Below are 22,710 nucleotides of genomic sequence, written 5' to 3' on the forward strand. Positions count from 1 at the left end.
GTCGTTACGCGAACTCCGGTTAACTCGCATCGAGAAGGTGTCGGGGCGCGACGTCCGCGATGAGCCCAGCAGTTCGCTGCAGCCCCCGCTGGCTCGGCCGCCTTTTCAAGATGTCGGCGGCCTGCGTCGTTTAATAGCTTATGACCTTGTCGCACTCTGCAATCAATTGCACCAACTTGTTGGGGTTGCCCGGTGTAGCACCCCGCAACACGATGTCATCGGGAGCAATGTTGCGGACCTTGGCCGACATCCCCGAATAGTAGATCTCGGTTGTGGTGGCGGCATTGATCGCCTCGAAGTGATCGGAAAGCCTTCCGCTGCCGAGTCCTTCCACGCTTGCTGCACTCTTTGCGGTGAGGAGATGCACACCATCGCCGGCGACAAACAGAACCAGTTGCTGGCTCTCCTCGATGACAGCTCTAGCGACGAAGAATGCAAGAGCAGCCTTTGTCGGGTCGCTCGGCCCTACGGTCACATGCACGAGTATCTTTGCCATCATCACCCTCCCTGGAAATGGGCGAAATCCACCATATCACCCCGATTCAAGTTTCCGGAGATGATTTCGTCGACCTCCGCCTTCGTGGCCTCATCCGCTGTCACATCTCCGGCAGGCCGGCCTTTCGGAAGCCGTCGACAAAGTGGTCTCGTACAGCTGCATCACGCAGCGGCTGGGAGCTAAGCCAATGGGCGATGGTGAAATGAGGGTGGGCGATGAGAAACAATTCTGCTTCTCGCCGCGCTTCCTCGCTGTGGCCCAACTGCGCAAGCGCAGCAGCCAGGAATTTGCGTGAGTTGGTACGATAGGTTTCTTTCCTGCGGAGCGTAGCGGTTGCCGCCTCATAATCACGGGCGGCATATTGCGCCTGCCCAAGATGACAAAGATACCAGCAGGTTGGATGGGGATTGAGCCGCAGCGCTTTTTCGATCTGCGCCAGTCCATCGGCAACCCTGCCGTCCAGCACGGACATGTCCGACATGGCGGCCCAGGTGTCGGCGTGGTTGGGGTCCAGCTCCAGGGCCTTGGCGAAGGCGGCATCCGATTCCTCCCATCGCCGCTCATAAGCCAAAATCGTACCGAGAACGTAACGGCAGCCGGCATCGTTGGGATCCAGGTCTACCGCCTTCTGCGCTGATGTCACCGCCATCTGACGGTTAGGATCTTCGGGCTCGCCGAAATGAGTCCAGGCAAGCCAACGGTTATAGGCGAGCAGACCGAGCGCCTCGGCATATGATGGATCAAGCTTAACCGCGCGTTGGAGCAGCATATAGGCCTCACGCTCGGTTTGCGGCGACTCTTCCGTCAGGAGGCGGGCGCGCACACACAGATCGTAGGCCTCAAAGTTCTTCGGCCGATTGCGCGGCGCGGGGATGGTCAGCCGGCCGACGAGGGCTTCGACGATCTTGGCGTTGACTTCATCTTGTAATTCGAAAACATCTTCCACCGTCCTGTCAAACCGGTCGGCCCACAGGTGCTGGCCTCCAAGCGCATCGACCAATTGGGCATTGATGCGGACACGGCCCATTGCGCGTCTGGCGCTCCCCTCCAGGACGTAGCGGACGCCGAGTTCCTGGGCGACCAGCCGTACGTCGACCGGCTTGCCCTTGTAGCCGTACACGGAATTGCGGGCGATGACGAACAGGCCAGCCGTACGGGAAAGGTCGGTGATCAGGTCTTCGGTCAAGCCGTCGACGAAAGACGCGTCCGCTTCATCCCCACTCATATTCGTGAACGGCAGGACAGCGAGCGAGGGACATTCGGGCAGCGGCAATATGCTCTGCAGCGCATCCGGCCAATGCCACACGTGAACCGGGCGAGTCAGGTTCTTCAGGTAGCGTTCGCCTGCATCAAAGAACCGGTCGTCGATTTTGCCGACGATCTCGCCGTGAACGCTGCCTGAAATGCAGATACCTCCCGGTGCGGCCTGCGTCTCGAGGCGCGCCGCGACATTGACGCCGTCGCCGAGGATGTCTGAACCATCGTCGATGACATCTCCCAGATTGACGCCGATACGCAAAAGCAGGCGCCGGTCTCCGGAAGCCTCGACAGCAGTGGTGGTCTGTTGCATTTCCAACGCTGCAGCGACCGCGTCCACCGCGCTGGCGAATTCGATCAGGAATCCGTCGCCCATGATCTTGAAGATGCGACCGTTATGGCGCATCACAGCCGGCTCGATGACGCCAGAACGGAGTTCCCTGAGGTTATCAAGCGTTGCCGCTTCATCAGCCTCCATCAGGCGTGAATATCCCACCACATCGGCAACGACGATGGCGGCAAGGCGACGCTGAAGAAATCGATCCGTCATGTGAGGACAAGCCCAACGACCGGGGGTCCATAAGTTATTGCTCAATTACGGGTCAGTCAACAAGTGGCAAGAGGTGATGTCCAGGCGATCTCCACCTCCAATCCTCCGCGACGTGACCGGTGAACTGGGACTTACGCGCAACGACACGATCATGTACATCGTGCGAGAGTGGATGGAGAACACCTATCTGCCGGTGCATAGTCTTGATCAAGACGGCGACGTAGATGGCACGGCTTGAGCGGTCCGGGTTCAGTCAGTCCGTGAGGGAATAAAATGCCTGCTGAAGCTCGTTTTTGGGTCCTGCCGTTCTGCCTTGTCGGAGGCGTGTGTGCTTGGAGCTGGTATTGGTATATCAGGTCTTTCATTTTCTATTATAGAAATGGCTTCGATTTCAGCGAAGATTTCGGCCCTAAAATTTCGGAATTCCCGGACGACGAACGCTTTACGGCGAAACCTAAAGAGAAGTTCTTGGTAGCGTGGCCTGTTTTCGTAATTGTTACCACTGCCAATTTGATCCCAATTACTTTGGCTTTGCTGGGAATTATCAAGCCTAGCCACAATTGAGAGCCTAAGTGGCGCTGGACGAATTATTCTAGTTCATTAACGCTTGCATTATCAGCTGCATCGCGCAGCCCCTTATATGACGGGTGGCGCAGCTTGCCGTCATGCGTCAAGCCTCCGTATTGGATCTCGGCGACCAGCTTAGGCTTTATCCAGATCAGGTTCTTGCGCCCACCGGAATATTTGACGGCCGGTTTGGTCGCCTTGATCTTGTCCATCGTTGCGCGAAGCCTCATTGCCTCGTCTGCCTTAAAGCCCGTTCCTACAGATCCGACGTAAACCAGCTCTCCACCCTTTCGAGCAGCCAGCAGAAGCGCTCCGATATTCCCGAACGCCGCGCTTGAGCGCTGATAGCCGACGATTGCGAAACCATCGCTCTGAATGCATTTAATCTTCAGCCACTCGCCGCCACGGCCGCTGCGATAGGTGCTGTTGCGGTCCTTCGCGATGATGCCCTCAAGTCCATGCTCGCAGGCGGTGAGCAGGAGCACGTCTCCATCCGCCTCGATTTCCTCTGACAACCGAATGGCATCCTCGCCGCCGGCAGGCACCAGCCCCTCGAGGAGGTGGCGCCGGGCGGTGAGTTCCGTTCCGGTCAGATCACGGCCGTCAAAATAGAGGACGTCGAACGCCATCATGACCGCTTCCCGCGACACCCTATTCCCGCCGCGGCCGCCGAGCGATTGCTGAAGCCGACCGAAGTCGGAGCGGCCCTGCTCGTCGAACACGACGGCTTCGCCATCTAATATCGCCGTCGCGACAGGAAGGCGCTTTGCAGCCGCCAGGATTGCGGGAAAGCGGGCCGTCCAGTCGTGCCCACCCCGCGTCACGATCCGCACTCCAGACGGTTCGATGTGCACCGCCAGACGGTAACCATCCCATTTCACCTCGAAAGCCCACTGCCTGCCTTTCGGCGGCTTCGGCTTGAGGAGAGCGAGGCAGGGATCGATGCGCGCCGGCATTGGATCGAGAGTAAGTTGAGGCTGGGCCGGATCACGCTTCTTCCGCGGCCGGCTGCGGATCGGCGCTTCGGCTTCACCGAGCAGCGGCTTGGAAGACTTGCTGGGCGGCTTTGTCATGCCACCATCCCATCAGCAATGCCTTAAAAAGCAATTGCCTAATACGTGTTATTGACTTCGACTAAGACGACAAGCGGCGGCGGCGATCGACCTTTTCTGTCAATCGGAGCGAGTTCGTGGATTCCAGAAAGCTGCCGCTTAGCACAACAGAGCGATGCCAGCTTCGCGCTAGGGGCGCTGTTCCGAGCCCGACAGTCCCTGCGGCGAGGCAGGTTTTCCGCTTATGCGGCTTATGCCGAACTTGGCCTTGGCAGCCTGCCCCGCGCGCTGGAAGAAACGGATTTCTGTGGCGACGGTTTCGCGGAACGGATCGGTTTTGTTGAAGTAGTCGCGGTCCAGACCGAGCTTTGCACCGTGTGCATCGCCCTCGTAATAGGTGCCAAACAAATGGTCCCAGATCGGGAAATAATTGGCGAAATTCTTGTCGTGATGTTCCCGCACTCGGGAGTGATGGATGAAGTGGTCGCGTGGTGACTGGATCACGTATTTGCCAAACCAGCCATGCCAGGGGATGGCACTGTGCTTGACCAGACCAATGGCGCCAAAGGCGATGGTCACGATGGCGAATTCGGCCGTTGGCAGGCCGATAAGCAGCGCCGGAACGACCATAATGGCCACATTTATGGCCTTCTCCAGCGGATGCTCCCGCGACGAAGTCAGCGCGTTGAACTCTTCGGCTGCGTGGTGAAATTCGTGCAGCCGCCATAATACGGGCAGCCGGTGCATCAACCGATGCTGCCAGTAGCTCAAGAAGTCTGTCAGTACTAGGAACAAGAGAACATGTGCCCAGCCCGGCAGCGTCCGGGCAAGGTCCAGGTGGGGGGCATCCTGAGCCGCGCTGGTAATGGCATAGGACAGACCAAATGATGCGAGCGCCGCGAAGAGCGTAATCATTCCCGTCGCCTGAAGGACGAAATAGACGATGTCGGTGATTGTGGATTTGCTGCGTTCGAAGAAAACCCGACGGAACCCGGAATTGCCGAACCCCACATAGGTGAGTTCCACCGCGAAAACCGTCAGAACCAAGCCAATGGAAATGGCGAAACTGAGCGCCATTGCCTTACCATTCAGATAGTAAGTGTTGTAAAAAAAGCTTCCAAGCTTGTGTACGCAGTATTCAACCAGCCACATGGCTTACTCCAAACACGAACCCGTACAGCTTAGTCTTGACGATGCGCTTGTTGCCAGATTGCTCAAAGGACGATCGGGGCGTCCTTTTGATGTATTACCGGCGGTGGAAGTGCAGTCCCAGGAGGCATGCAGGAGGGTCGAGGAGCACTGCGAAAAATTACAACTGGCCGAAAGGTTCACAAAAAGTACTATCAGGACGAGAGCAATTAGGTAGGCACGTTTCGATGCGCGGCGGCATCGGGTCGAGAAGTAGCTGAGAGTGGGCGGGGTCGCGCTTCTTTCGGCCGGCTGCGGAGCGGTGCTTCGGCTTCGCTGAGCAGCGGCTTGGCAGGCTTGCAAGGCGGCTTGGTCATGCCGGCAGTTCATCAGCAACAGCTTAAAAAGCAATTGACCCAGATGGATTATCGCGGGCCTCGACGCGGGGCAGGAAGTATTCGAGAAGCTGCACAGCCGATCGCGGGATACCCTGTGCTGACCTAAAGAGACCGGATCGTCTCGACGAGACGCTGCAAATCTGTTGGCTTCCCGAGATTCAAAGCGTCGGCGAAGAGGAAGCTCGAGGCTAACCGCGCTTTGTCGTACGCCGTAGTGAGGACATAAGGCACTCCGAGCGTCCTTAGATGGAGTGCTACCGGTGTGACGCTCTCACCGCCGAGATTGAAGTCTAATACCGCTGCATCAGGCCGTTCACCGTCGATCAGTTCCACCGCCTGCGAAACTGTTGCGGCTGGGCCAAGCACCCGAAATCCTCCTGCCTCAAGTGCGTCTTGGAGTTGATGTGCAATAAAAAATTCGTCCTCGACGACCAGCACTGTTGAAGCTGACCAAGAATATCAGCCTCGATCGACTGCCAAGCCGGTTCCGTTGCCAGCGCTGCGATCGGGCAGACTATGTGTCGCTCAAGGAAAGGGCCGGGCATGTTTTCCGCCAGGATCAGAGGCGATCGGCTCGGGCGTACCAAGGGGCATGCCCGTCGCCAATCGCCTCTGCCCTGACAAAAACCTGCTCCGGCAGAACGCTTCAATCTAACCAGGAAAGGCTCTAACTCTCCAGATGCGGCCGGTCTCCTCGCCGCCTATTTTCGCAGGATTTTCTCCATCGCCCTGCCCTTGGCGAGTTCGTCGATCAGTTTGTCAGGTAGCGGATTTCCCGCATGGTCGTTTCCTGGATCTCTTCCACGCGGACGCCGCAGATCACGCCTGTGATCTGCGATCGGGAGGGGTTCATCTGCGGTGCTTGCGCAAAGAAATCCTCGAAGTTGGTGTTCCTCGCCAACTGATCGTCCAGGCTCTCTCGGCTATAGCCCGTCAGCCAGCAGATGATTTCGTCGACCTCCGCCTTCGTGCGTCCCTTCTTCTCCGCCTTGGCGACATAGTGGGGATAGACGCTCGCGACGCTAACCGAATAGATGCGATGCTTCGTCATGCGTTCTCCGAGCCGATGGCCGACAATGAGCAACCCTCCTGCGGCGGGGCGCAGGGAAGCTTGGCTCATGGACGCAAACTCTACAGCGCCGCCGGCCATGACCGCAATTGGCGCAATCCAGCCGAAGCCACTGGTCTGCTGTCGCCCCAGAGCGGCCATGCTTCGATTACGCGCGGACGTGGACAATGAACTTGGGACAGCCGGACGGTTCGTACGATCGCTTCGCCTGGCCTACGGAAGTTCGATCTCGCCGTCCACCACGTGGTTGAGGCCGGTGCCTTCCGCCGTTAGCGTCATGCGGACCTTCAACGTCTTGCCGCCGACTTGCCCCTTGCGCACCGTCTCCTCGATCTTGCGCTGCGACGTGACGCCGACTTCCTTCAGGAACTTGCGGATCGACATGTTGAAGGCGTCTTCGCTCATGGCGGAACTCCTCTATGTGCGGAAGGGATTGTAATGGAAGGTAAATCGTCAAGGAAGCAGCAATGACGCCCCAGGCCCCAGAATCTGACGCGAAAAATTTCGGCGACAGATGACCGCTCCTGGCCCAAAGCGGGCATTCGGGAGTGGTTCACTCTTGTCTGCGATGGGGTGGTTAGCGACCGGTCAGCTTCAGGGTCTGAACGGGCAAAAGGCGACGTTGCGTGTGCCAGCCAAGCCGCGATGCGCCAGGTTCCCGAGAGTAACGATGGAGGGCTAGTGCGTCACCGTTGGTCAAGATCGACATGGCTCTTGTAGACGGCACCTTCCCGATATCTCATCGGAAGTTCGGCCGCAGGCAGATCGTGCGCCTCGAACGGTTTCCCGCTGGACCAGGGGAGCGCGTTCAACGCCACGCCGAACCCTGTGCTGAAAAGCAACGGCGCGAGCTTCGCAAGGGGCTTCTTCCACGCGATTGCAAGAACACCGAGCGGCAACTTCACGACTATGAATAGGATGAGGACGAGCGGGGCGACGAAGAGGGTCAGCACCATCGGAATCGCCGTTTCCAACATGGGATCGCCGCCGTATCGCAAGCGGAGCGGTGGGTTCCGTGCGGCCGCAAACCGAATCAGTTCTTCCATGAAGCGAACGTAGTCGGCGGACCGATCGACGCCCGTTTCTCCGAGCCAATCGAGCGAGGAGATTTCCCTTGACACGAAGAGCGTCCTTAGGCGCGCGCTGTAGACTGGAAAGCCAGTGGTGCCGACCCCACTCGTGACGTGGAGGTGCAGGAATCGAAGCGACGTCCACGGGACGAGGCTGACGGACCGCCCTCGCGTCACCGAGAGGCCCCGGTCCTCGATGACGTAGGCCATCTCGACCTTTTGCGGGGTATCGCGATACCTCGGGATCTTCGCAGTGAAGCGGTAGTTGGGAAGGTCGTCTGTCTGCAATCGAGCCCCCCACTACGGTCCGCTAGTCGAAATGCTGCCTATCCCGCGATAGGATTCGATATCTGATTTACACGCAACTTGTTCTGCTGGGAATGACCGCTTGCGGCGGATCAGAGATCAGCCGCTATCTTCGCCTTGCTCGGGAGCAGACCGACTTAAACGCTTCAAGCACGTCCGAAATTGGCGCATTGCGGTCAGTGCAATTCAGTTTGGGTAAACTGTCGATCTGCATTCATGTTTTCACCTGCCTTCTCAATTGCTCCGGATCATCTTCTTGAGCCACTTGTCCCAATCGTCGTTGCTCATTATTGACAGGGTCTTCGCGGCGTCCCCCGGTACCTATTCTCATGGCAAACGTCGCAGGTAAGCATTGGAGCTGTTGCATGGCAATCTACAAGGGCGCGCTGGCATTGCTGGGAAAGTCGGAAACCGACGCAGCGGTCGTGGACTACTTGAAGTCGCTGGGTGCGACGCTCCCGCTCAAGCGGCCGCCACGCGGCGAGAAGGAAACGAACGTCGAGGTCCCCGGTCAACAGATTGAACTGCTCTTTACTCTCGGAAGCGAGTTGCCGAACGGGACGCGCTTTGCGGAAGGGGAGTTGGTTCTGCGTACATTCTTCGTTCTTCCGGAGCAAGCAGGAAGACCGATCGATGGAACGCCTTTCGATCTCGATATGACCATGACCCGGGAGCAGGCGCGGGCAAAGTTCGGGGAGCCGGAATGGAGCAGCCGTGGTAGTTTGAAAAACGATCGCTGGGTGCTTGGAGACAAGCGGATGCTTCTAAGCTTCACCTCGGACGAACGGCGCATCCGACAAGTGTCGGTGTCGCAATTGTTCGAGTGAACGGGTGTCCGAACACATCCCTCATTGCAAGTCCGAGGTTCTGAGCGGGGGCGTTGGACATTACACTTTCTTGCCTGAAGGTTTTGAAGGAGGCGGGCCGCTGCCCCAGAGCTTTTCGCTGATCTGAAAGAATTATCTAGAACCGCGATCCACGACATCGTTGCGATAAGGGCAGCAGAATTTTGCGAGCACACGACAGGATGTCCACTGATGGCGCTTTCCGGTCGAGGAAATCTCCCTCGTGAAGACCGTTTCGGGCCGACAGGAGACAGAAAGCCGCACAACACCGCCGTGCTCCAATGCCGCGAGATGAAATGCGTTGACCGCTTCTCGGCTAGGGGCTGCAAAGGCCAGATGGTGCCCTGAGCCACCGGAGATCGCGGCACCAGCGCGAAGCTTAATGGCGAACTTGTCTCCGGAGTTTGGTGGTCGGTAGCCGATAGCCTGATCATCACTGCCGGGCGTTAAATCTTCCCAGACTCTGGAATACCCCAGTCAGGCCCCTGCGCCTGAAGCAATGTCCGCTTATGGCGCATTGTCGTCGGCAGCATTGGCAGTCCTTCGGTGGTGTTTCTGACCTCATTTCTGCTAAAGCTGGGGAGGAAATCGCCCGCGATGTCACCAACTGCCGAAGTGTGAAGGGCGCAATGGGCTGATAGGCTGTTGTCTTGAAGGAGGAGCGCTGGGATGAGCACCGACCGGGATACTGTGCGGTCCTATGATGCGGTCGCGGCGGAGTACGCTGCCGAGGCCGCGGTGATGCCCGAATGGGTCGCGACAGAGATCGATGTGTTCGTGACCGAGCTGGGTGGCTCGGGCAGGGTGCTGGAGATCGGAAGCGGCGGCGGGCGAGATGCACTTGAGCTTGAGAAGCGGGGCATCAGCGTCCGGCGCACCGACATTTCGAAGGGTTTCGTCGAACTGCTGCGCGAAAGTGGCTTCAAGGCCGACCTGTTGGACCCGCTGACCGATAACCTGGCCGACCCGCAGCGTCCCGGCATGCCGTATGACGGGATCTGGGCCTGTGCCTGCCTCATTCATGTCGCGCGCGAGGACTTCGGCACGGTGCTGGGACGACTTGCCGAGGCGACCCGGACCGGTGGCCGACTGCACGTCTCGGTTCGGGAGGGCGAAGGCGAGGATGTGTCCACACACGGCAGTGCTGCAGCACCCCGGCGCTACGTCGAGACGTACTGGCGCGAGCCTGCCCTGCGGTCAGCACTCACAGACGCCGGCTGGATTGTCAGCGATGTAATTCCGTACGTCGGAAAACCCCATGATCGGTGGCTGAGCGTTCGGGCGAATCGGGCCTGAGGCAAACAGAACTTCTGGGAATGGCCGGTTGTGGCGCGACCATGAACTCGAGGTAATCACCGGACTGTCGGCTTCCCGGCGAAGGCAAGATCGCCACTGTGGCGACATGCGGACGCATTGCTGACCTTGCGTTCCAGGCGAAGGAATGGCCACCCCTCGTCGGACCTCGGCACCCTCTTCACGTGTTGTTGATCGCGATCTCGCATCGGCTGGTTGCACCGCACACTTTTTGCTGTTCTTTTCGCACCTGCGAACAACTCGCTTCTGTAACCCGCCGGACGAGAGACATTCCTCCCAGTCCGACGTCCGGCCAGAAAGAGGATCCGAACATGGGTGATCTCCTGAAAGGTATCTCCAGTTTTCGCGGCGCGGTTTTTCCCAACCAGTCGGCGCTTTATCGCAAGCTGGCGCGGGAAGGCCAGCAACCACAGGCTCTGATGATATCCTGCGCCGACAGCCGGGTGATGCCCGAAACCATCACGCAGGCCGGTCCCGGCGATCTCTTCGTCTGCCGCAATGCCGGCAATATCGTTCCGCCTTTCTCGACGCTCAATGGCGGCGTCTCCTCCGCCATCGAATATGCGATCCTGGCGCTCGGCGTCAGCGACATCGTCGTCTGCGGTCATTCGGATTGCGGCGCAATGAAGGGCCTGTGCCATCCGGAGCTGCTCGAACCGATGCCCAATGTCGCAGCCTGGCTGCGCCACAGCCACGCCGCCCATTCGATCGTCTGCCGGGCCTATCCGGACGACCTTTCCGAAAGTGATCGCGTGCGCGCAGTGGCGATGGAAAACGTCGTCGTTCAGCTCGATCACCTGAAGACGCATCCTTCCGTGGCCGCGAAACTCGCCACCAGCGAGATCACCCTGCATGGCTGGTTCTTCGACATCGAGACCGGCGAAGTCCAGGTCTATGACGGGGCGAAAGCGACCTTCACCGTGCCGCAGGAGGGAGAGCCGCTGCCGGTTGCGGTGACCGGCCGCGATCGGCCGCATGTCATGGCGCAAATCGCAGCAATGCTTGCCGCGGAGTAGCGCCATGACAGCAATCAGCTCCGCCTTTTCGCGCGACCTCGCCTCGTCGCTGGTCGTCTTTCTCGTCGCCATCCCACTGTGCCTCGGGATCGCCATCGCCTCCGGCGTGCCGGCGTCGATGGGCCTGATCTCCGGCATCATCGGCGGCATCGTCGTCGGCGTCCTGTCGGGGTCGCCGCTGCAGGTCTCCGGGCCTGCCGCCGGACTTGCCGTCATCGTCTTCGGCTTCGTCGAGGAATACGGCGTCGCCATGCTCGCCCCCGTCCTGATCGCCGTCGGCTTCCTGCAGATCGCCGGCGGGTTCCTGCGGGTCGGCTCCTGGTTCCGGGCAATCTCGCCGGCCGTCGTTCACGGCATGCTCGCCGGCATCGGGATCCTGATCATTTTGGGGCAGATTCATGTGCTGATGGATGCCAAGCCCGCTGCCGGCGGGATGGAGAACGTCGCGGCGATGGAGGACAGTCTCGCCCGTCTTTGGGGAACTGGCCTGACGAGCCAGGCAACCGCTTTGAAGGTCGGCCTCATATCCCTGCTTGCAATGGTGTGCTGGGAGAAGTGCCGGCCGAAATCGCTGGCGCTGGTTCCGGGAGCGCTGGTCGGTGTCGCGGCGGCGACGGTTCTTGCCGCCGCGTTGCAATTGCCGATCGCCCGCGTCGAGGTGCCCACCTCGCTCGTCGACAGCATCACACTGCCGACCGCGGAAAACTTCGCCCGGTTGCTGGAGCCCGGCGTCATTCTCATGGCGGTAATGATTGCCGTCATCGCGAGTGCCGAAACCCTTCTCTCGGCCGCCGCCGTCGACAGGATGCATGACGGCGTGCGCACCCGGTTCAACAAGGAGCTGTTTGCCCAGGGCGTCGGCAACGGGCTCTGCGGCCTGCTCGGCGGATTGCCGATCACCGGCGTCATCGTCCGTTCCTCGGCCAACATTCAGGCCGGCGCACGCACGCGGGCCTCCGCCATCTTCCACGGGATCTGGATACTGGGCCTGGTGGCGCTGGCGCCAAGCCTGTTGACCCTGGTTCCCTTGTCGGCCCTCGCCGCGGTTCTGCTCGTCACCGGATGGCGGTTGATCAGCCTGCGCCATGTCAGACACCTGTTCGAGCATCATGGGTTGGTTCCGGTCGGCATCTGGGCGGTGACCGTCGCCATGGTCGTCCTGCAGGACCTGCTGGTCGGCGTGGCGCTCGGCCTGGCGCTGTCGATCATCGAGATCGTGCCCTACCTGAGGCGCAAACTCGCGATCAGACACGCCGAGATAGACGAGGAAATCCATGTCCAGCTCGGCGGTGCAGCCACCTGCAAGGACGTGCCCGTTCTGCTCAACACGCTCGAGCAGCTGCCCGAGGGCCGCAAGGTCAAGATTGTCGGCGAGGACCTCCATTACATGGATCACACCAGCGCCGAAACCATCAGCGAATGGCTACGACGCGAGGCAAGGGCCGGTCGTGCCATTGAAATCCATCCGCCGCCGGCGGCACGCCACCCCCGCCTGACACCGCTGTTTCAGCGCTTTGCGACCGAAGTCGCCTGATAAAATCTGGGGAGGGCAAACGCCCCTCCCCAATTCACTTCCTGTCCATGAGGCTTCAAACCGACCGCGGCCACCGCCCCAGCGGTCTATCTCACCGGCCAGACAAAAAGCAGCGCGGGCACGCTGACCAGGATGATCAATGCCGACAGCGGCAGGCCGAGACGCGGGTAATCGGAGAACTTGTAGCCGCCGGGTCCAAAGACCAGCGTGTTGCATTGATGGCCGACCGGGGTCAGGAAGTCGCAGCCGGCGCCAATTGCGACCGCCATCAGAAAGGCTTCCGGTCTGAAGCCGAGACTGGTTGCAAAACTCGCGGCGATCGGCGCCATGACGAGAACGGTGGCGGCGTTGTTGAGGAAGGGTGTAACAGCCATGGCGCTGACCAGGATCAGGCCGAGTGCCCCCCATGCCGGCAGATTCATTGCCACCGCACCCAGCCAGCCGGCGATCAGGTCGCTGCCGCCGGAAGTGCGCAAGGAATCCGAGACGGGAATAAGGGCGGCGAGCATAACCAGGATCGGCCCGTCGACCGCTTTATAGATATCCGTCAGCGGAATGGCGCGGAAGACGACCATGCCCAGCGCCGCTGCGAAGAAAGCCACCGGAACCGGCGCGAGGCCGACGGCGGTCGTTGCCATGGCGAGGGCCAAGATCAGCAGCGGAATGAAGGCACGGCGGCGGGTGCCGAGCATCACCTCGCGCTGGGCGAGCGGCAACAGGCCAAAATCCTGCAGAAGTGCGGCCAGGCTTGCCCGGCTGCCCTGCAGGAGGAGAACGTCGCCGACGCCGAGGGTCATGCTGCCCAACCGTTCCTTGAGACGTTCCCCGCGCCGGCTGATCGCCAGAATGTTGACCCCGCGCGTGTAGGAAAGCGCCAGCTCCTTGGCCGAAAGACCGGCGAGAGACGAGTCCTGGCTGACGATCGCCTCGAGCGAAATAATATGCGTGTCCGGCTGACCCTCTTTCGTCAGCGGCTTGCCGGACAGCTTCAATTTGCCTTGTGATACGATGCGGTCCATTGCCGCCGATGGACCTTCCAGCATCACAATATCGTCGGAGCGGAGGGTCAGATCGGGAAAGGGCGCCATCCTGGTGCCGCCGCGCAGGACGGCCGTGGCGATGACCTCGCCATCGCCGAGCTTCACGAGATCGCTCAATGCCCGCTCAAGCAGCGGCGACTGGCCGGTGATTGCGACTTCGCTGGTGTAATTCTTGATCTCCACCACATCTTCGATGGCGTGGTCCTGCTTGGTGCGGCTCGGCACCAGCCAGTGGAAGAACAACAGAAAGGTAATGCCGACGACCGTCAGGATGGCGCCTGTCGGCGTGAAGTCGAACATGGTGAAGGATTCTCCCGTCATCTCGTGGCGAAGCCGCGATACGACGATGTTCGGCGAGGTGCCGACCTGCGTCATCAGTCCGCCGAGCAGGGCAGCGAAGGACATCGGCATCAGGTATTTCGAGGGAGAAGCGCCGGATTTCCTGGCGAACTGAAAGGCGACAGGCATCATGATGGCGAGCGCGCCGATATTCTTGATGAAGGCGGACAGCAAGGCCACGGCGATCATCAGGAGCGCGAGCTGGGTATGAAGCGTGTTCAGGTTCGGGAAAAACCGCTTGATCGCGGCATCGACGATGCCCGAGCGGGCAACGCCGGCGCTGACGATCAGGGCGCTGCCGACGATGATGACAATGTCATCCGAAAAGCCGGAAAAGGCCTTTTCCGGCGGGACGATCCCCGTCACGACCGCCAGAACGAGCGCGCAACAGGCGACGACATCATAGCGGAAGCGATCCCAGATAAAGACCGCCATCATGAGCCCGATGACAGAAAATGCGATGATCTGCTGTGTCGTCATGCGGACCTGGAAAGAGGCTGGGATGTTTGCCGACAACCGAGCGGAAGACGATATTCCTGAACGTCGTTTGCTTGCGCAAGTTCCCTGCCGTCCTGATCAACCTCCTGACCAGCATGTGCGTGAGCGGATAAGCTGGACACGCCGGCGGGCCGCCACCACCAGACATTGCAACATGTTGACGGCCGGCGGACTGATGCGAGTGTCACCCGATTGGTCGCGGCCGCTGCCACTCCGTGGAATTCGGCCCTTTGCGGGATCGCCATATCATCGCGCCGAATAAAGGGTATAGTACTCCAGTCGGCGATTTTACAGGGCGATGCCGACTGGGCGATCCGACGTGCTCTTGCCTTGGGTGAGGCCACAAGAATGTCTCTAAACCTCTTAAATCTTCCGGAACTCTCCGAGCGGCAGATAGAGATGCTCGCGAAGGTAATTGCCGACTGGTGCGACGCGAACTCCGTCGACGCAGGCGGGGATTGCGCGCAAGCCGCATACGCTGCCGCCGTTGATCTTTTAAGTGCAAACACAAACCTGTCAGCGGGCCAGTTGCGACAGGCGCTCGACGTCAGAATGGCTGAAAAAAAGCGCGAGGAACCTTCATCGTAGACCCTGGTTGGGGTGAAGCGGCGCCTTTGGGTTGGCCGCTGGCGATGGAGCCTGTGTCTTGTGGAAGAGTGTCGTTATTCTACGTCTGCGAAAGCCGACCACCGTCAGATCGGCAAAACAGGCGTTCGACCTCCTATCGGCCCGTTGGCCAGTCTCTGACGGAAAGGCTTACATCGCGGCTCTTGAAGCCTGTGAAGGCGCCGAGGACGGACATGTTTCAGACGAAAGCGCCCGGGAGTTGTTCCTGTTGGCTTTGAAGGAAGCCGCAATCCCCTACTCGACCGATATAGAATGAGGCGAACGAACACGGGACTATAAATTGGTCGCATGCCAAAGCCGGCAGGCATTGCGGCGCTGACAGTAAGAACGCAGTAGCCGGGGTTGACCGACACGCTTATCTTCATTTGTCGCAATGACATCCGCACCCTCCCCATCGCGGAACGATACTTGTTGGCTCCACTTCAAAGGCACGGCCGGCCTCGACGCGCAGGTTGCCCGAGAGGCGGCAGCCATTAGGCACCGCTCCGCAGTTCCTTCGCTCCAACGCGAGCGCGGGTGTGGCCGCAGCACGACTGTTCACGTTCTATTTCAAGAGAAGAAGGCCGCTTGCATAGCGGCAGGCATCAAAGCCGTACTTTTGATATCCACAGGGCAAGATTGAATATTTCTACTGGGATGTTAGCTTTCGCACATGACTCAACAAGTTGGGAGATGAAAGATCCAACGCGGAGCGCCTATGTCCGGTCAACCTGATGAGCTCGTGTCGTTTTATGGCAATAGCCTGAAACTTGCCAAATGCTCTCTGGCGGTTTCGAAGGCCTACAAAACTGCAGCGGCTCCAGGTGCGACCCTATGGGATCTATATCCGGAGCTGCTTGATCCTGGCGCCAGATCGATGATCGAAGCCGTGCTCGCCGGCGGCCTGCCCCGCAACATCGAGATCGGATCCAGTTCGTCCGGCGACAGTCGCAGTCTTCTCGTTTTCGGCACTGAACGAGGCCTTGGGGTCATCGAGACGCGCGATGCAAGCGCGAGTTCGGAAGCGTCGACTGCGGAGGCCGATCGCGCCCTCCTTCTTCATCAAGCCAGGCATGACGTTCTGACGGGACTGGCAAACCGTCGCCAATTCACCAGTGATCTCGAGACAAGCTTTCCCGTGCCGAAAAGTCAAAAGCTCGCGCTGATGCAGCTCGATCTCGATGACTTCAAACCCGTCAACGACACGCTTGGGCACGGCGCCGGCGACGCGGTTCTAAAGATGACGGCGGAACGAATCCAGGCGGTGCTTCGCGACGGTGAGACAGCTTACAGACTCGCGGGCGATGAGTTCGCCGTCATTCAGCGGCGCGGGGACCAGCCTGGGGAGGCGGAAGGTCTTGCTGGATCCCTGGTCCGTGCGTTCAAAGAGCCATTCACCATCGGCGGGATCGATGTGTTCGTCGGCGCGAGCGTCGGAATTGCCATTGCGCCGACCGATGGCAATGACGGCGAACAGTTGATGAAAGCAGCCGACATTGCGCTCTATGCTGCCAAGAACGATGGCCGCGGCCGGGCAAGGACGTTCAACCGCTCGATGATGATCATGCTGGAGCAGCGTGAAACGTTGCGGCGCAGTTTGCGTGTGGCCCTCAAGGAGCGGCAGTTTTTCATCGAGTATCAGCCGCTGGTGGAGCTATCGGAGGGGATCGTCGGCTTCGAGGCGCTGCTGCGGTGGCGCCATCCCTATGCCGGAGTGGTTCCGCCAAGTGTTTTCATCCCGATGGCGGAAGCCGACGGTCTCATGGGAGATATTGGAGCGTGGGTGCTTGAACAGGCGTGCCGCGAGGCGTCGAGGTGGCCCTCGCATTTCATCGTGGCGGTCAATCTCTCACCGGCTGAATTCCTCCGCCGCGGCTTCACCGATCGCGTATCCGGAATTCTTGACGCGGTCGAGTTTCCTGCCGAAAGGTTGGAGATCGAAATAACCGAAACCGTCCTGCTTGAACGCAACACCAAAAATCTCGACATACTCCATACCCTGGAAGTCCTGGGTGTCCGAATCGCGCTCGACGACTTTGGCACCCGCTATTCATCCCTCAGCTACCTACAGAACTTTCCGTTCGACACGATCAAGATCGATCGGCACTTCATCAAGGACGTCGAGACCAATCCGAAGAGCCAGACCATCGTGCGCTTCGTCATCGGGCTTGCCCATGGGCTGGGGATGCGGATTACGGCCGAAGGCGTCGAAACGGCCGGTCAGGCGACGTGGCTTAGAAGAGAAAATTGCGATCGACTACAGGGACATCTTTTGGGCGCGCCGATGTCTTCGGATGCCATCGGCGATTTTCTGCGTCAAGGGTCGTTCGCCACGGGTTGGGTCGGCTAATCCGATAAAGAGCCGATGGTGCATGGGCTCCGGCGGGGCGGTAAGCTTGACGCTGTCAAGGCAATTCCTCGAAGCTGCTTGACGACCTGAACGAGAAAAAAGAAGCCATGAGAGCGGCTGATCCGTCAGTTCGCAGACCGGTCGGAAGTATACGGGACAACCGATCGCCGGATACACCAATCATTCCGCTGCTTCGGACTCCAGGGGCGTGCGAATCCGCTACGGCCGAGATGAGGGCGCGAAGCAGCCGGCCCGTCATGGCGGCAATCATCGACGACTGCGCCCGAAACTGGATCGGGACGCAGATCGCAAAAGTTTCAGCTTCCGACCGGCTGGGAGGCCGCATACGGCGATGGCTTTGCTCGTGCGGCATTTTGGGTCGTGAAAGACACGACAAGGACGCCCAGACCGAGGAGTGCCGGAACGGATCCGGCGTAGTCGGACGCGTTCAGATGAGCCGATAGCGCCAGCAGCAGGTGAAAAAACATTCCGGAATAGGCGAGATCGCTCAGTCCGACGCTGACGCGGGCAAGGATCGCCGCCACTCCCAACAGTTTGACCGAAATCAGGAGCGGCACCAGATAGCCAGGAAAGCCAAGCTGACCCAACAGTTGTCGCACCGTGTCGCTTTGGGTGAGATAGAAGGTGGCGGACATAAGGTACAACGCCGAAAGAAGCGCGGTGCTGATCCAATAAATGTATTTGCGGGTCATGTTTACGCGGTTCTCCTCAGGACTTCGTTGCCGCGAACACGTTGCGGAAAGAGACAGGCGCACGGCCCGACAGCCGCTCGACATCATGTGTAAGCACATCGAAGTGTCCTTCGACAAAGGTCTTCTTGATGTCCGTGATGGCATTGACAACAAGATCGGGCAGCCCGGCCTGGCCTAAGCCGCCACGCAGTTGCTCCTCGGTAATCGAGGCAAACACGATGGCCTTGCCAAGTGCCTCCGAAGCAACGGCGGCGACGTCATGCCCTGTTAGCGCATCTGGTCCCGTCAGATTGTAGATCGCGCCCGCGTGACCTTCGCCCAATACGGCTCCTGCTGTCGCTGCGGCCACGTCGTTGCGCGAGACATACGCGACGCGATCTTCGCCAAGTCCAGCGAGCATTCCTTGGCTCTGTGACATCATGACCTCGTCGATCATGGACTGTGCAAAGTAGTTCATGCGCAGGATCGTCCAGTGTGGAGCTGACTTGATCAGATGCTGTTCGGCTGTCCAGTAGGACTCGCCGAGTGCAGGAATGGCAGCCTCGCGTGTGCCTGCCGCCGACACCAGGACGATATGCTGCACACCTGACTTCACGGCCACGTCGATGGCGGACTTGAGCTGTGCACCGCGCACGCCCGGACGCAGGTCTGCGCTTGGGATCAGCACCAGACGGTCGAGCACGGCATAGGCGTCCTGAAGCGTCTCTGGCTGGTCATAGTCACCCTTGCGAGCCTCAACCCCGCTACCTGCCTTCTCCGGCGAGCGGGAAATGGCGACGATTTGGTGGCCGCCTCCGCGTGAGCTGAGTTCTTCGACGATGGCCGCACCCAGTTTCCCACTTGCGCCGTTGATGCCGATCTTCATGTCGTCGTCCTCTTCTGTTAACGAACAAAATGTACGTGACGATATGATCGATATCGGGTACATGCACAAGAATGCACACGAAAGTGCGCCACGCACAGGGATGTGCGTGCCTCGATGGAGTTGCCAATGAACACCGCCGCCGCCACGCAGGCCGGGGACTTGCCTGCGAGCGAAGATCACAACAACTGCCGTGCGCTCGGCCAGATTCTTGATCGCATTGGCGACAAGTGGACCATCATGGTTGTCGGAGTGCTGTCACGGGGACCGTTGCGCTTCAACCAGATGATGCGCGAGATCGGCGGCGTGTCTCACCGGATGCTGACCCTCACTCTCCGCAGTCTTGAGCGCGATGGATTGGTGTCGCGCACGGCTTATGCCACCATCCCGCCGAAGGTGGAATATGCTCTCACCGACGCCGGGCGTTCACTGATCGAGCCATTGCGGGTACTCAGCGATTGGGCAATCGACAATCGCCCTGTGATCGAGAAGGCTCGGGCGGGCTTCGACAACCGCTAGAGCTTTTCCGGATTAGCTTGAAGCATTCTGCCGGAGCAGGTTTTCGTCAGGGCAGAGGCAATTGGCGGTGGGCATACCTCCAGGTACGTCCGAGCCGGTCGCCTCTGATCCTGGCGGAAACATGCCCGGCCCTCCGGCCGCACCGCTTCGTCGTGGCGAAGCGGTCAGTGCGTCCGGCGATTGTCAGTCTTGCAGATTTGCCGGGCAATCTGCGGAAGGGGCGCCGAGGCGGATGGCTGTAGCGCAACCGCCATGTTCAATGATCCCCGCGCCATTTCGGTGCTTCATTCCGCCGGCAGCGGCAGGTCTCAGCCGTCACGCCCCCTCACCGTCCACGAAGCGGTATCGTGATCGGGGTGCTGGTTGTTGCTCGCCTTGATCGCCGCGGCCCAGTCGGCGCCGTTGGTCTCGGTCGCACCGGTATTTTCCAATCCCGTGATCGTCTCGAACCAGGCCACCATGTTCTCGGTGCAGGTATTGGCAAGCGGCGGGAAGGCGTTAGGATCGTCAAGCGACCCGATCATCAGATTGGTGCGGCCGTTTTCGAGGTGATGGAAAAACAAGGGCGTGCCGCAATTGGCGCAGAAGCCGCGCTCGACCAGTTCCGAGCTCTTCCAGAGGCTCGGCTTGCCGCGTGTCCAGGTCAGCGCATCATCGGGCGCGGCGACGAGCGCGGCAAAGATGCTGCCCGAGGCTTTCTGGCACATGCGGCAATGGCAGAGATGCGAATTGTCGAACATGACGCTTGCATGGTAGCGCACGGCACCGCACTGGCAGCCGCCGCTCACCTTCCTCTCGATGCGCTGCATTTTTCTTCTCCTGCAAGAGGCGGGTTTGGCCGCATCTCTTTTAGGTTGTCGTCTTCCGATCGTCCAGCTCCATCGCCTGCGTCGACACGGATTTGTCCGCCAACCATCGAAGCTCTTCGCTCGCGTTTTCTGGGAGCAGAGTTCCCGCAGCAGGTTCCAACCTTTATCCGCGCAGCGCACCACGCCGTCGGCGGTGGGGAACTCTTCCGTGTCGATAAACGGAAAGTGCGGGCCATTCGGACGCTGGCGTAAATAATCATATGAATTGGCGAACGAGTTTATCCACAATCAACTTTAGCTCTATTGTATAGTTGGTACCATTTTATGCATCTTCTGGGTTACTATTTGGGAAAATATAATATACCGTGCAGATGGGGCATGTTTATTCCGCGATTTCTTCGGCGACGTGGTGGGGCACCCAGATTGGAAATAGTAATTGGGCGGCAAACACTTTCGTCGTCCGCAGTATCACTGGGGGGAATTGTAAATGGCGACTACGACAGTTTCAGGCACGACCGTCACGTTTTCGAATTCAGGTGCGGCAGCCAATCTGACACAATCCGGCACCGAGGACGGCAGCCTTCAGTTCACGTTCGACGTCCTGGCCGCAAGCGGCGGCGGCGTGAAGACGACGATCTATTCGGTGGATGACGGCTTCAAGAACGATGACGGAGGGGCAGCGATCATCGTCACCAACAAGGCGTTTGTCGATTACAACAAGGACCTGCTGATGCAGGACGGCGTCGGCATTAGCTTCAGCCAAACCAGCCAGATGGGTGCAACATTCTGGATCGGCAGTGACAACAAGATCCACTATGACGCAGCCGGTATAAGCGCGCAGATCAACGCGCTCGATGCCGGAGAAATGTTCAAGGACACGATCCAGTACACGATCAAGATGTCGAACGGCACGCTCAGCGTCGGCACGCTGACGGTTATGATCAACGGCATCAACGACGCACCCGTCCTCAGCGGCAACCCAGCGACGCTCGCGGCAGGCGCCGAGGACACACCCTACACCTTCAGCACTGCTGACCTGCTTACCGGCTTCACCGATGCCGAAGGCGACCAGCTGTCGGTCTCCGGTCTCACCGCCAATCATGGCGCGCTCATCGACAACAATGACGGCACCTGGACCTTCACACCTGATGCCAACTACAACGGCCCGGTCAGCCTCAGCTACACCGTCACCGACGGCAATGGCGGCAGTGTGCCGGCAACGCAGAGCTTCACGCTTGATGCGGTCAACGACGCGCCGGTTCTCAGCGGCAATGCAGCGACGCTTACGGCAGGAACCGAGGACACACCCTACACCTTCAGCAGCGCTGACCTGCTTGCAGGCTTCACCGACGTCGATGGCGATCAGCTGTCGGTCTCCGGCCTCACCGCCAACCATGGCGCCCTGGTCGACAACAATGACGGCACCTGGACCTTCACGCCTGATGCCAACTACAACGGCCCGGTCAGCCTGAGCTACAGCGTCACCGACGGCAACGGCGGCAGTGTGCCGGCAACGCAAAGCTTCACGCTTGATGCCGTCAACGACGCTCCGGTCCTCAGCGGCAATGCGGCGACGCTGGCGGCAGGCAGCGAGGACACGCCCTACACGTTCAGCAGCGCTGACCTGCTTGCCGGCTTCAGCGATGTCGAGGGCGATCAGCTGTCGGTTGCCGGCCTCAGCGCCGACCATGGCGCGCTGGTCGACAACAACAACGGCACCTGGACCTTCACCCCTGATGCCAACTACAACGGCCCGGTCAGCCTGAGCTACAGCGTCACCGACGGCAACGGCGGCAGTGTGCCGGCAACGCAGAGCTTCACGCTTGATGCCGTCAACGACGCTCCGGTCCTCAGCGGCAATGCGGCGACGCTGGCGGCAGGCAGCGAGGACACGCCCTACACGTTCAGCAGCGCTGACCTGCTTGCCGGCTTCAGCGATGTCGAGGGCGATCAGCTGTCGGTTGCCGGCCTCAGCGCCGACCATGGCGCGCTGGTCGACAACAACAACGGCACCTGGACCTTCACCCCTGATGCCAACTACAACGGCCCGGTCAGCCTCAGCTACACCGTCACCGACGGCAACGGCGGCAATGTGCCGGCAACGCAGAGCTTCACGCTTGATGCGGTCAACGATGCGCCGGTCCTCAGCGGCAATGCGGCGACAATGGCGGCGGGCACCGAGGACACGGCCTATACGTTCAGCAGCGCTGACCTGCTGGCCGGCTTTACCGATGTCGACGGCGATCAGCTGTCGGTCTCCGGCCTCACCGCCGAGCATGGCGCCCTCATCGACAACAATGACGGCACCTGGAGCTTCACGCCCGATGCCAACTACAACGGCCCGGTCAGCCTCAGCTACTCCGTCACCGACG

General features: G+C 60.0%; 20 protein-coding genes and 2 pseudogenes. 9 read left to right on the plus strand and 13 right to left on the minus strand.

Annotated elements, in window-relative coordinates; all coding sequences use genetic code 11:
- Window positions 1-130: 130 nt before the first annotated feature.
- Window positions 131-496 (minus strand): DsrE family protein, encoded by a 366-nt coding sequence (locus C4N04_RS25340; RefSeq protein WP_106797317.1) that lies wholly within the window; start codon window positions 494-496, stop codon window positions 131-133.
- Between the two features lie 100 nt (window positions 497-596).
- On the minus strand, window positions 597-2,303 hold the full coding sequence (locus C4N04_RS25345) for an adenylate/guanylate cyclase domain-containing protein (RefSeq protein ID WP_106797318.1): 1,707 nt from the start codon (window positions 2,301-2,303) through the stop codon (window positions 597-599).
- A 273-nt stretch (window positions 2,304-2,576) separates the two neighbouring features.
- On the opposite strand from C4N04_RS25345, the gene C4N04_RS25355 reads away from it, so the two are divergent.
- The gene (locus C4N04_RS25355) at window positions 2,577-2,867 is read left to right on the plus strand and encodes a hypothetical protein (RefSeq protein WP_096763937.1); all 291 of its coding nucleotides are present in this window, start codon (window positions 2,577-2,579) and stop codon (window positions 2,865-2,867) included.
- Window positions 2,868-2,890: 23 nt separating this feature from the next.
- Here C4N04_RS25355 and ligD read toward each other — a convergent pair whose 3' ends face one another.
- The 7 genes and pseudogenes from ligD to C4N04_RS25395 form a co-directional block, all read right to left on the minus strand.
- Window positions 2,891-3,943, minus strand: coding sequence for a non-homologous end-joining DNA ligase (gene ligD, locus C4N04_RS25360; RefSeq protein ID WP_096763936.1), 1,053 nt, complete (start codon window positions 3,941-3,943; stop codon window positions 2,891-2,893).
- Between the two features lie 168 nt (window positions 3,944-4,111).
- Window positions 4,112-5,074, minus strand: coding sequence for a sterol desaturase family protein (locus C4N04_RS25365; protein ID WP_039618418.1), 963 nt, complete (start codon window positions 5,072-5,074; stop codon window positions 4,112-4,114).
- Between the two features lie 211 nt (window positions 5,075-5,285).
- A pseudogene (locus C4N04_RS32280) lies at window positions 5,286-5,427 on the minus strand (ATP-dependent DNA ligase); the annotation flags it as partial.
- A 123-nt stretch (window positions 5,428-5,550) separates the two neighbouring features.
- Window positions 5,551-5,886 (minus strand): response regulator, encoded by a 336-nt coding sequence (locus C4N04_RS25375; RefSeq protein ID WP_086156116.1) that lies wholly within the window; start codon window positions 5,884-5,886, stop codon window positions 5,551-5,553.
- A gap of 263 nt (window positions 5,887-6,149) precedes the next feature.
- Window positions 6,150-6,499, minus strand: a pseudogene (locus C4N04_RS25385) (DUF2200 domain-containing protein).
- 231 nt (window positions 6,500-6,730) lie between these two features.
- Complete coding sequence (locus C4N04_RS25390; RefSeq protein ID WP_064830019.1) at window positions 6,731-6,922, minus strand: DUF6494 family protein; 192 nt, start codon at window positions 6,920-6,922, stop codon at window positions 6,731-6,733.
- A 281-nt stretch (window positions 6,923-7,203) separates the two neighbouring features.
- A complete protein-coding gene (locus C4N04_RS25395; RefSeq protein ID WP_199852502.1) occupies window positions 7,204-7,875 on the minus strand; it encodes a hypothetical protein in 672 nt (223 codons plus the stop codon).
- A 383-nt stretch (window positions 7,876-8,258) separates the two neighbouring features.
- On the opposite strand from C4N04_RS25395, the gene C4N04_RS25400 reads away from it, so the two are divergent.
- From C4N04_RS25400 to C4N04_RS25415, 4 genes are all read left to right on the plus strand, one after another.
- Entirely contained in the window at window positions 8,259-8,720 is a 462-nt protein-coding gene (locus C4N04_RS25400) for a hypothetical protein (RefSeq protein WP_106797320.1), read from the plus strand.
- 687 nt (window positions 8,721-9,407) lie between these two features.
- Window positions 9,408-10,034: a class I SAM-dependent methyltransferase gene (locus tag C4N04_RS25405; RefSeq protein ID WP_106797321.1), complete on the plus strand. Its 627-nt coding sequence runs from the start codon at window positions 9,408-9,410 to the stop codon at window positions 10,032-10,034.
- Window positions 10,035-10,363: 329 nt separating this feature from the next.
- Window positions 10,364-11,068, plus strand: coding sequence for a carbonic anhydrase (locus tag C4N04_RS25410; RefSeq protein ID WP_106797322.1), 705 nt, complete (start codon window positions 10,364-10,366; stop codon window positions 11,066-11,068).
- Window positions 11,069-11,072: 4 nt separating this feature from the next.
- Window positions 11,073-12,602, plus strand: a complete 1,530-nt coding sequence (locus C4N04_RS25415; protein WP_106797323.1) for a SulP family inorganic anion transporter — start codon at window positions 11,073-11,075, stop codon at window positions 12,600-12,602.
- Window positions 12,603-12,688: 86 nt separating this feature from the next.
- Here C4N04_RS25415 and C4N04_RS25420 read toward each other — a convergent pair whose 3' ends face one another.
- A complete protein-coding gene (locus C4N04_RS25420; protein WP_106797324.1) occupies window positions 12,689-14,461 on the minus strand; it encodes an SLC13 family permease in 1,773 nt (590 codons plus the stop codon).
- 366 nt (window positions 14,462-14,827) lie between these two features.
- On the opposite strand from C4N04_RS25420, the gene C4N04_RS31635 reads away from it, so the two are divergent.
- The gene (locus tag C4N04_RS31635; RefSeq protein WP_141399558.1) at window positions 14,828-15,067 is read left to right on the plus strand and encodes a hypothetical protein; all 240 of its coding nucleotides are present in this window, start codon (window positions 14,828-14,830) and stop codon (window positions 15,065-15,067) included.
- Window positions 15,068-15,803: 736 nt separating this feature from the next.
- Window positions 15,804-17,435 carry an EAL domain-containing protein gene (locus C4N04_RS25435; protein ID WP_106797325.1) on the plus strand — a complete coding sequence of 544 codons (1,632 nt, stop codon included), beginning with the start codon at window positions 15,804-15,806 and terminating at the stop codon, window positions 17,433-17,435.
- Window positions 17,436-17,752: 317 nt separating this feature from the next.
- On the opposite strand, the gene C4N04_RS25440 is transcribed toward C4N04_RS25435, so the two are convergent.
- Window positions 17,753-18,148: a DoxX family protein gene (locus C4N04_RS25440; RefSeq protein WP_106797326.1), complete on the minus strand. Its 396-nt coding sequence runs from the start codon at window positions 18,146-18,148 to the stop codon at window positions 17,753-17,755.
- A gap of 16 nt (window positions 18,149-18,164) precedes the next feature.
- Window positions 18,165-19,013: an SDR family oxidoreductase gene (locus C4N04_RS25445; protein ID WP_106797327.1), complete on the minus strand. Its 849-nt coding sequence runs from the start codon at window positions 19,011-19,013 to the stop codon at window positions 18,165-18,167.
- Window positions 19,014-19,139: 126 nt separating this feature from the next.
- Here C4N04_RS25445 and C4N04_RS25450 point away from each other — a divergent pair, with 126 nt between their 5' ends.
- Complete coding sequence (locus C4N04_RS25450; RefSeq protein WP_106797328.1) at window positions 19,140-19,529, plus strand: helix-turn-helix domain-containing protein; 390 nt, start codon at window positions 19,140-19,142, stop codon at window positions 19,527-19,529.
- Between the two features lie 308 nt (window positions 19,530-19,837).
- Here the strand turns inward: C4N04_RS25450 and C4N04_RS25460 are convergent, their stop codons facing one another.
- Window positions 19,838-20,338 carry a GFA family protein gene (locus tag C4N04_RS25460; protein ID WP_106797330.1) on the minus strand — a complete coding sequence of 167 codons (501 nt, stop codon included), beginning with the start codon at window positions 20,336-20,338 and terminating at the stop codon, window positions 19,838-19,840.
- Window positions 20,339-20,825: 487 nt separating this feature from the next.
- Between C4N04_RS25460 and C4N04_RS25465 the strand changes: the two genes are divergently transcribed.
- Window positions 20,826-22,710: cadherin-like domain-containing protein (locus C4N04_RS25465; protein WP_158775595.1), on the plus strand; the 1,885-nt coding region annotated here is incomplete at its 3' end.

The organism is Rhizobium sp. H4 (assembly GCF_003013335.1).
Taxonomy (GTDB): domain Bacteria; phylum Pseudomonadota; class Alphaproteobacteria; order Rhizobiales; family Rhizobiaceae; genus Rhizobium; species Rhizobium sophoriradicis.

Coding starts and splice junctions, on each gene's coding strand:
- C4N04_RS25340 (WP_106797317.1), bottom strand. CDS start 496: ATGGCAAAGATACTCGTGCATGTGACCGTAGGGCCGAGCGACCCGACA.
- C4N04_RS25345 (WP_106797318.1), bottom strand. CDS start 2,303: ATGACGGATCGATTTCTTCAGCGTCGCCTTGCCGCCATCGTCGTTGCC.
- C4N04_RS25355 (WP_096763937.1), top strand. CDS start 2,577: ATGCCTGCTGAAGCTCGTTTTTGGGTCCTGCCGTTCTGCCTTGTCGGA.
- ligD (WP_096763936.1), bottom strand. CDS start 3,943: ATGACAAAGCCGCCCAGCAAGTCTTCCAAGCCGCTGCTCGGTGAAGCC.
- C4N04_RS25365 (WP_039618418.1), bottom strand. CDS start 5,074: ATGTGGCTGGTTGAATACTGCGTACACAAGCTTGGAAGCTTTTTTTAC.
- C4N04_RS25390 (WP_064830019.1), bottom strand. CDS start 6,922: ATGAGCGAAGACGCCTTCAACATGTCGATCCGCAAGTTCCTGAAGGAA.
- C4N04_RS25400 (WP_106797320.1), top strand. CDS start 8,259: ATGGCAATCTACAAGGGCGCGCTGGCATTGCTGGGAAAGTCGGAAACC.
- C4N04_RS25405 (WP_106797321.1), top strand. CDS start 9,408: ATGAGCACCGACCGGGATACTGTGCGGTCCTATGATGCGGTCGCGGCG.
- C4N04_RS25410 (WP_106797322.1), top strand. CDS start 10,364: ATGGGTGATCTCCTGAAAGGTATCTCCAGTTTTCGCGGCGCGGTTTTT.
- C4N04_RS25415 (WP_106797323.1), top strand. CDS start 11,073: ATGACAGCAATCAGCTCCGCCTTTTCGCGCGACCTCGCCTCGTCGCTG.
- C4N04_RS25420 (WP_106797324.1), bottom strand. CDS start 14,461: ATGACGACACAGCAGATCATCGCATTTTCTGTCATCGGGCTCATGATG.
- C4N04_RS31635 (WP_141399558.1), top strand. CDS start 14,828: ATGTCTCTAAACCTCTTAAATCTTCCGGAACTCTCCGAGCGGCAGATA.
- C4N04_RS25435 (WP_106797325.1), top strand. CDS start 15,804: ATGTCCGGTCAACCTGATGAGCTCGTGTCGTTTTATGGCAATAGCCTG.
- C4N04_RS25440 (WP_106797326.1), bottom strand. CDS start 18,148: ATGACCCGCAAATACATTTATTGGATCAGCACCGCGCTTCTTTCGGCG.
- C4N04_RS25445 (WP_106797327.1), bottom strand. CDS start 19,013: ATGAAGATCGGCATCAACGGCGCAAGTGGGAAACTGGGTGCGGCCATC.
- C4N04_RS25450 (WP_106797328.1), top strand. CDS start 19,140: ATGAACACCGCCGCCGCCACGCAGGCCGGGGACTTGCCTGCGAGCGAA.
- C4N04_RS25460 (WP_106797330.1), bottom strand. CDS start 20,338: ATGCAGCGCATCGAGAGGAAGGTGAGCGGCGGCTGCCAGTGCGGTGCC.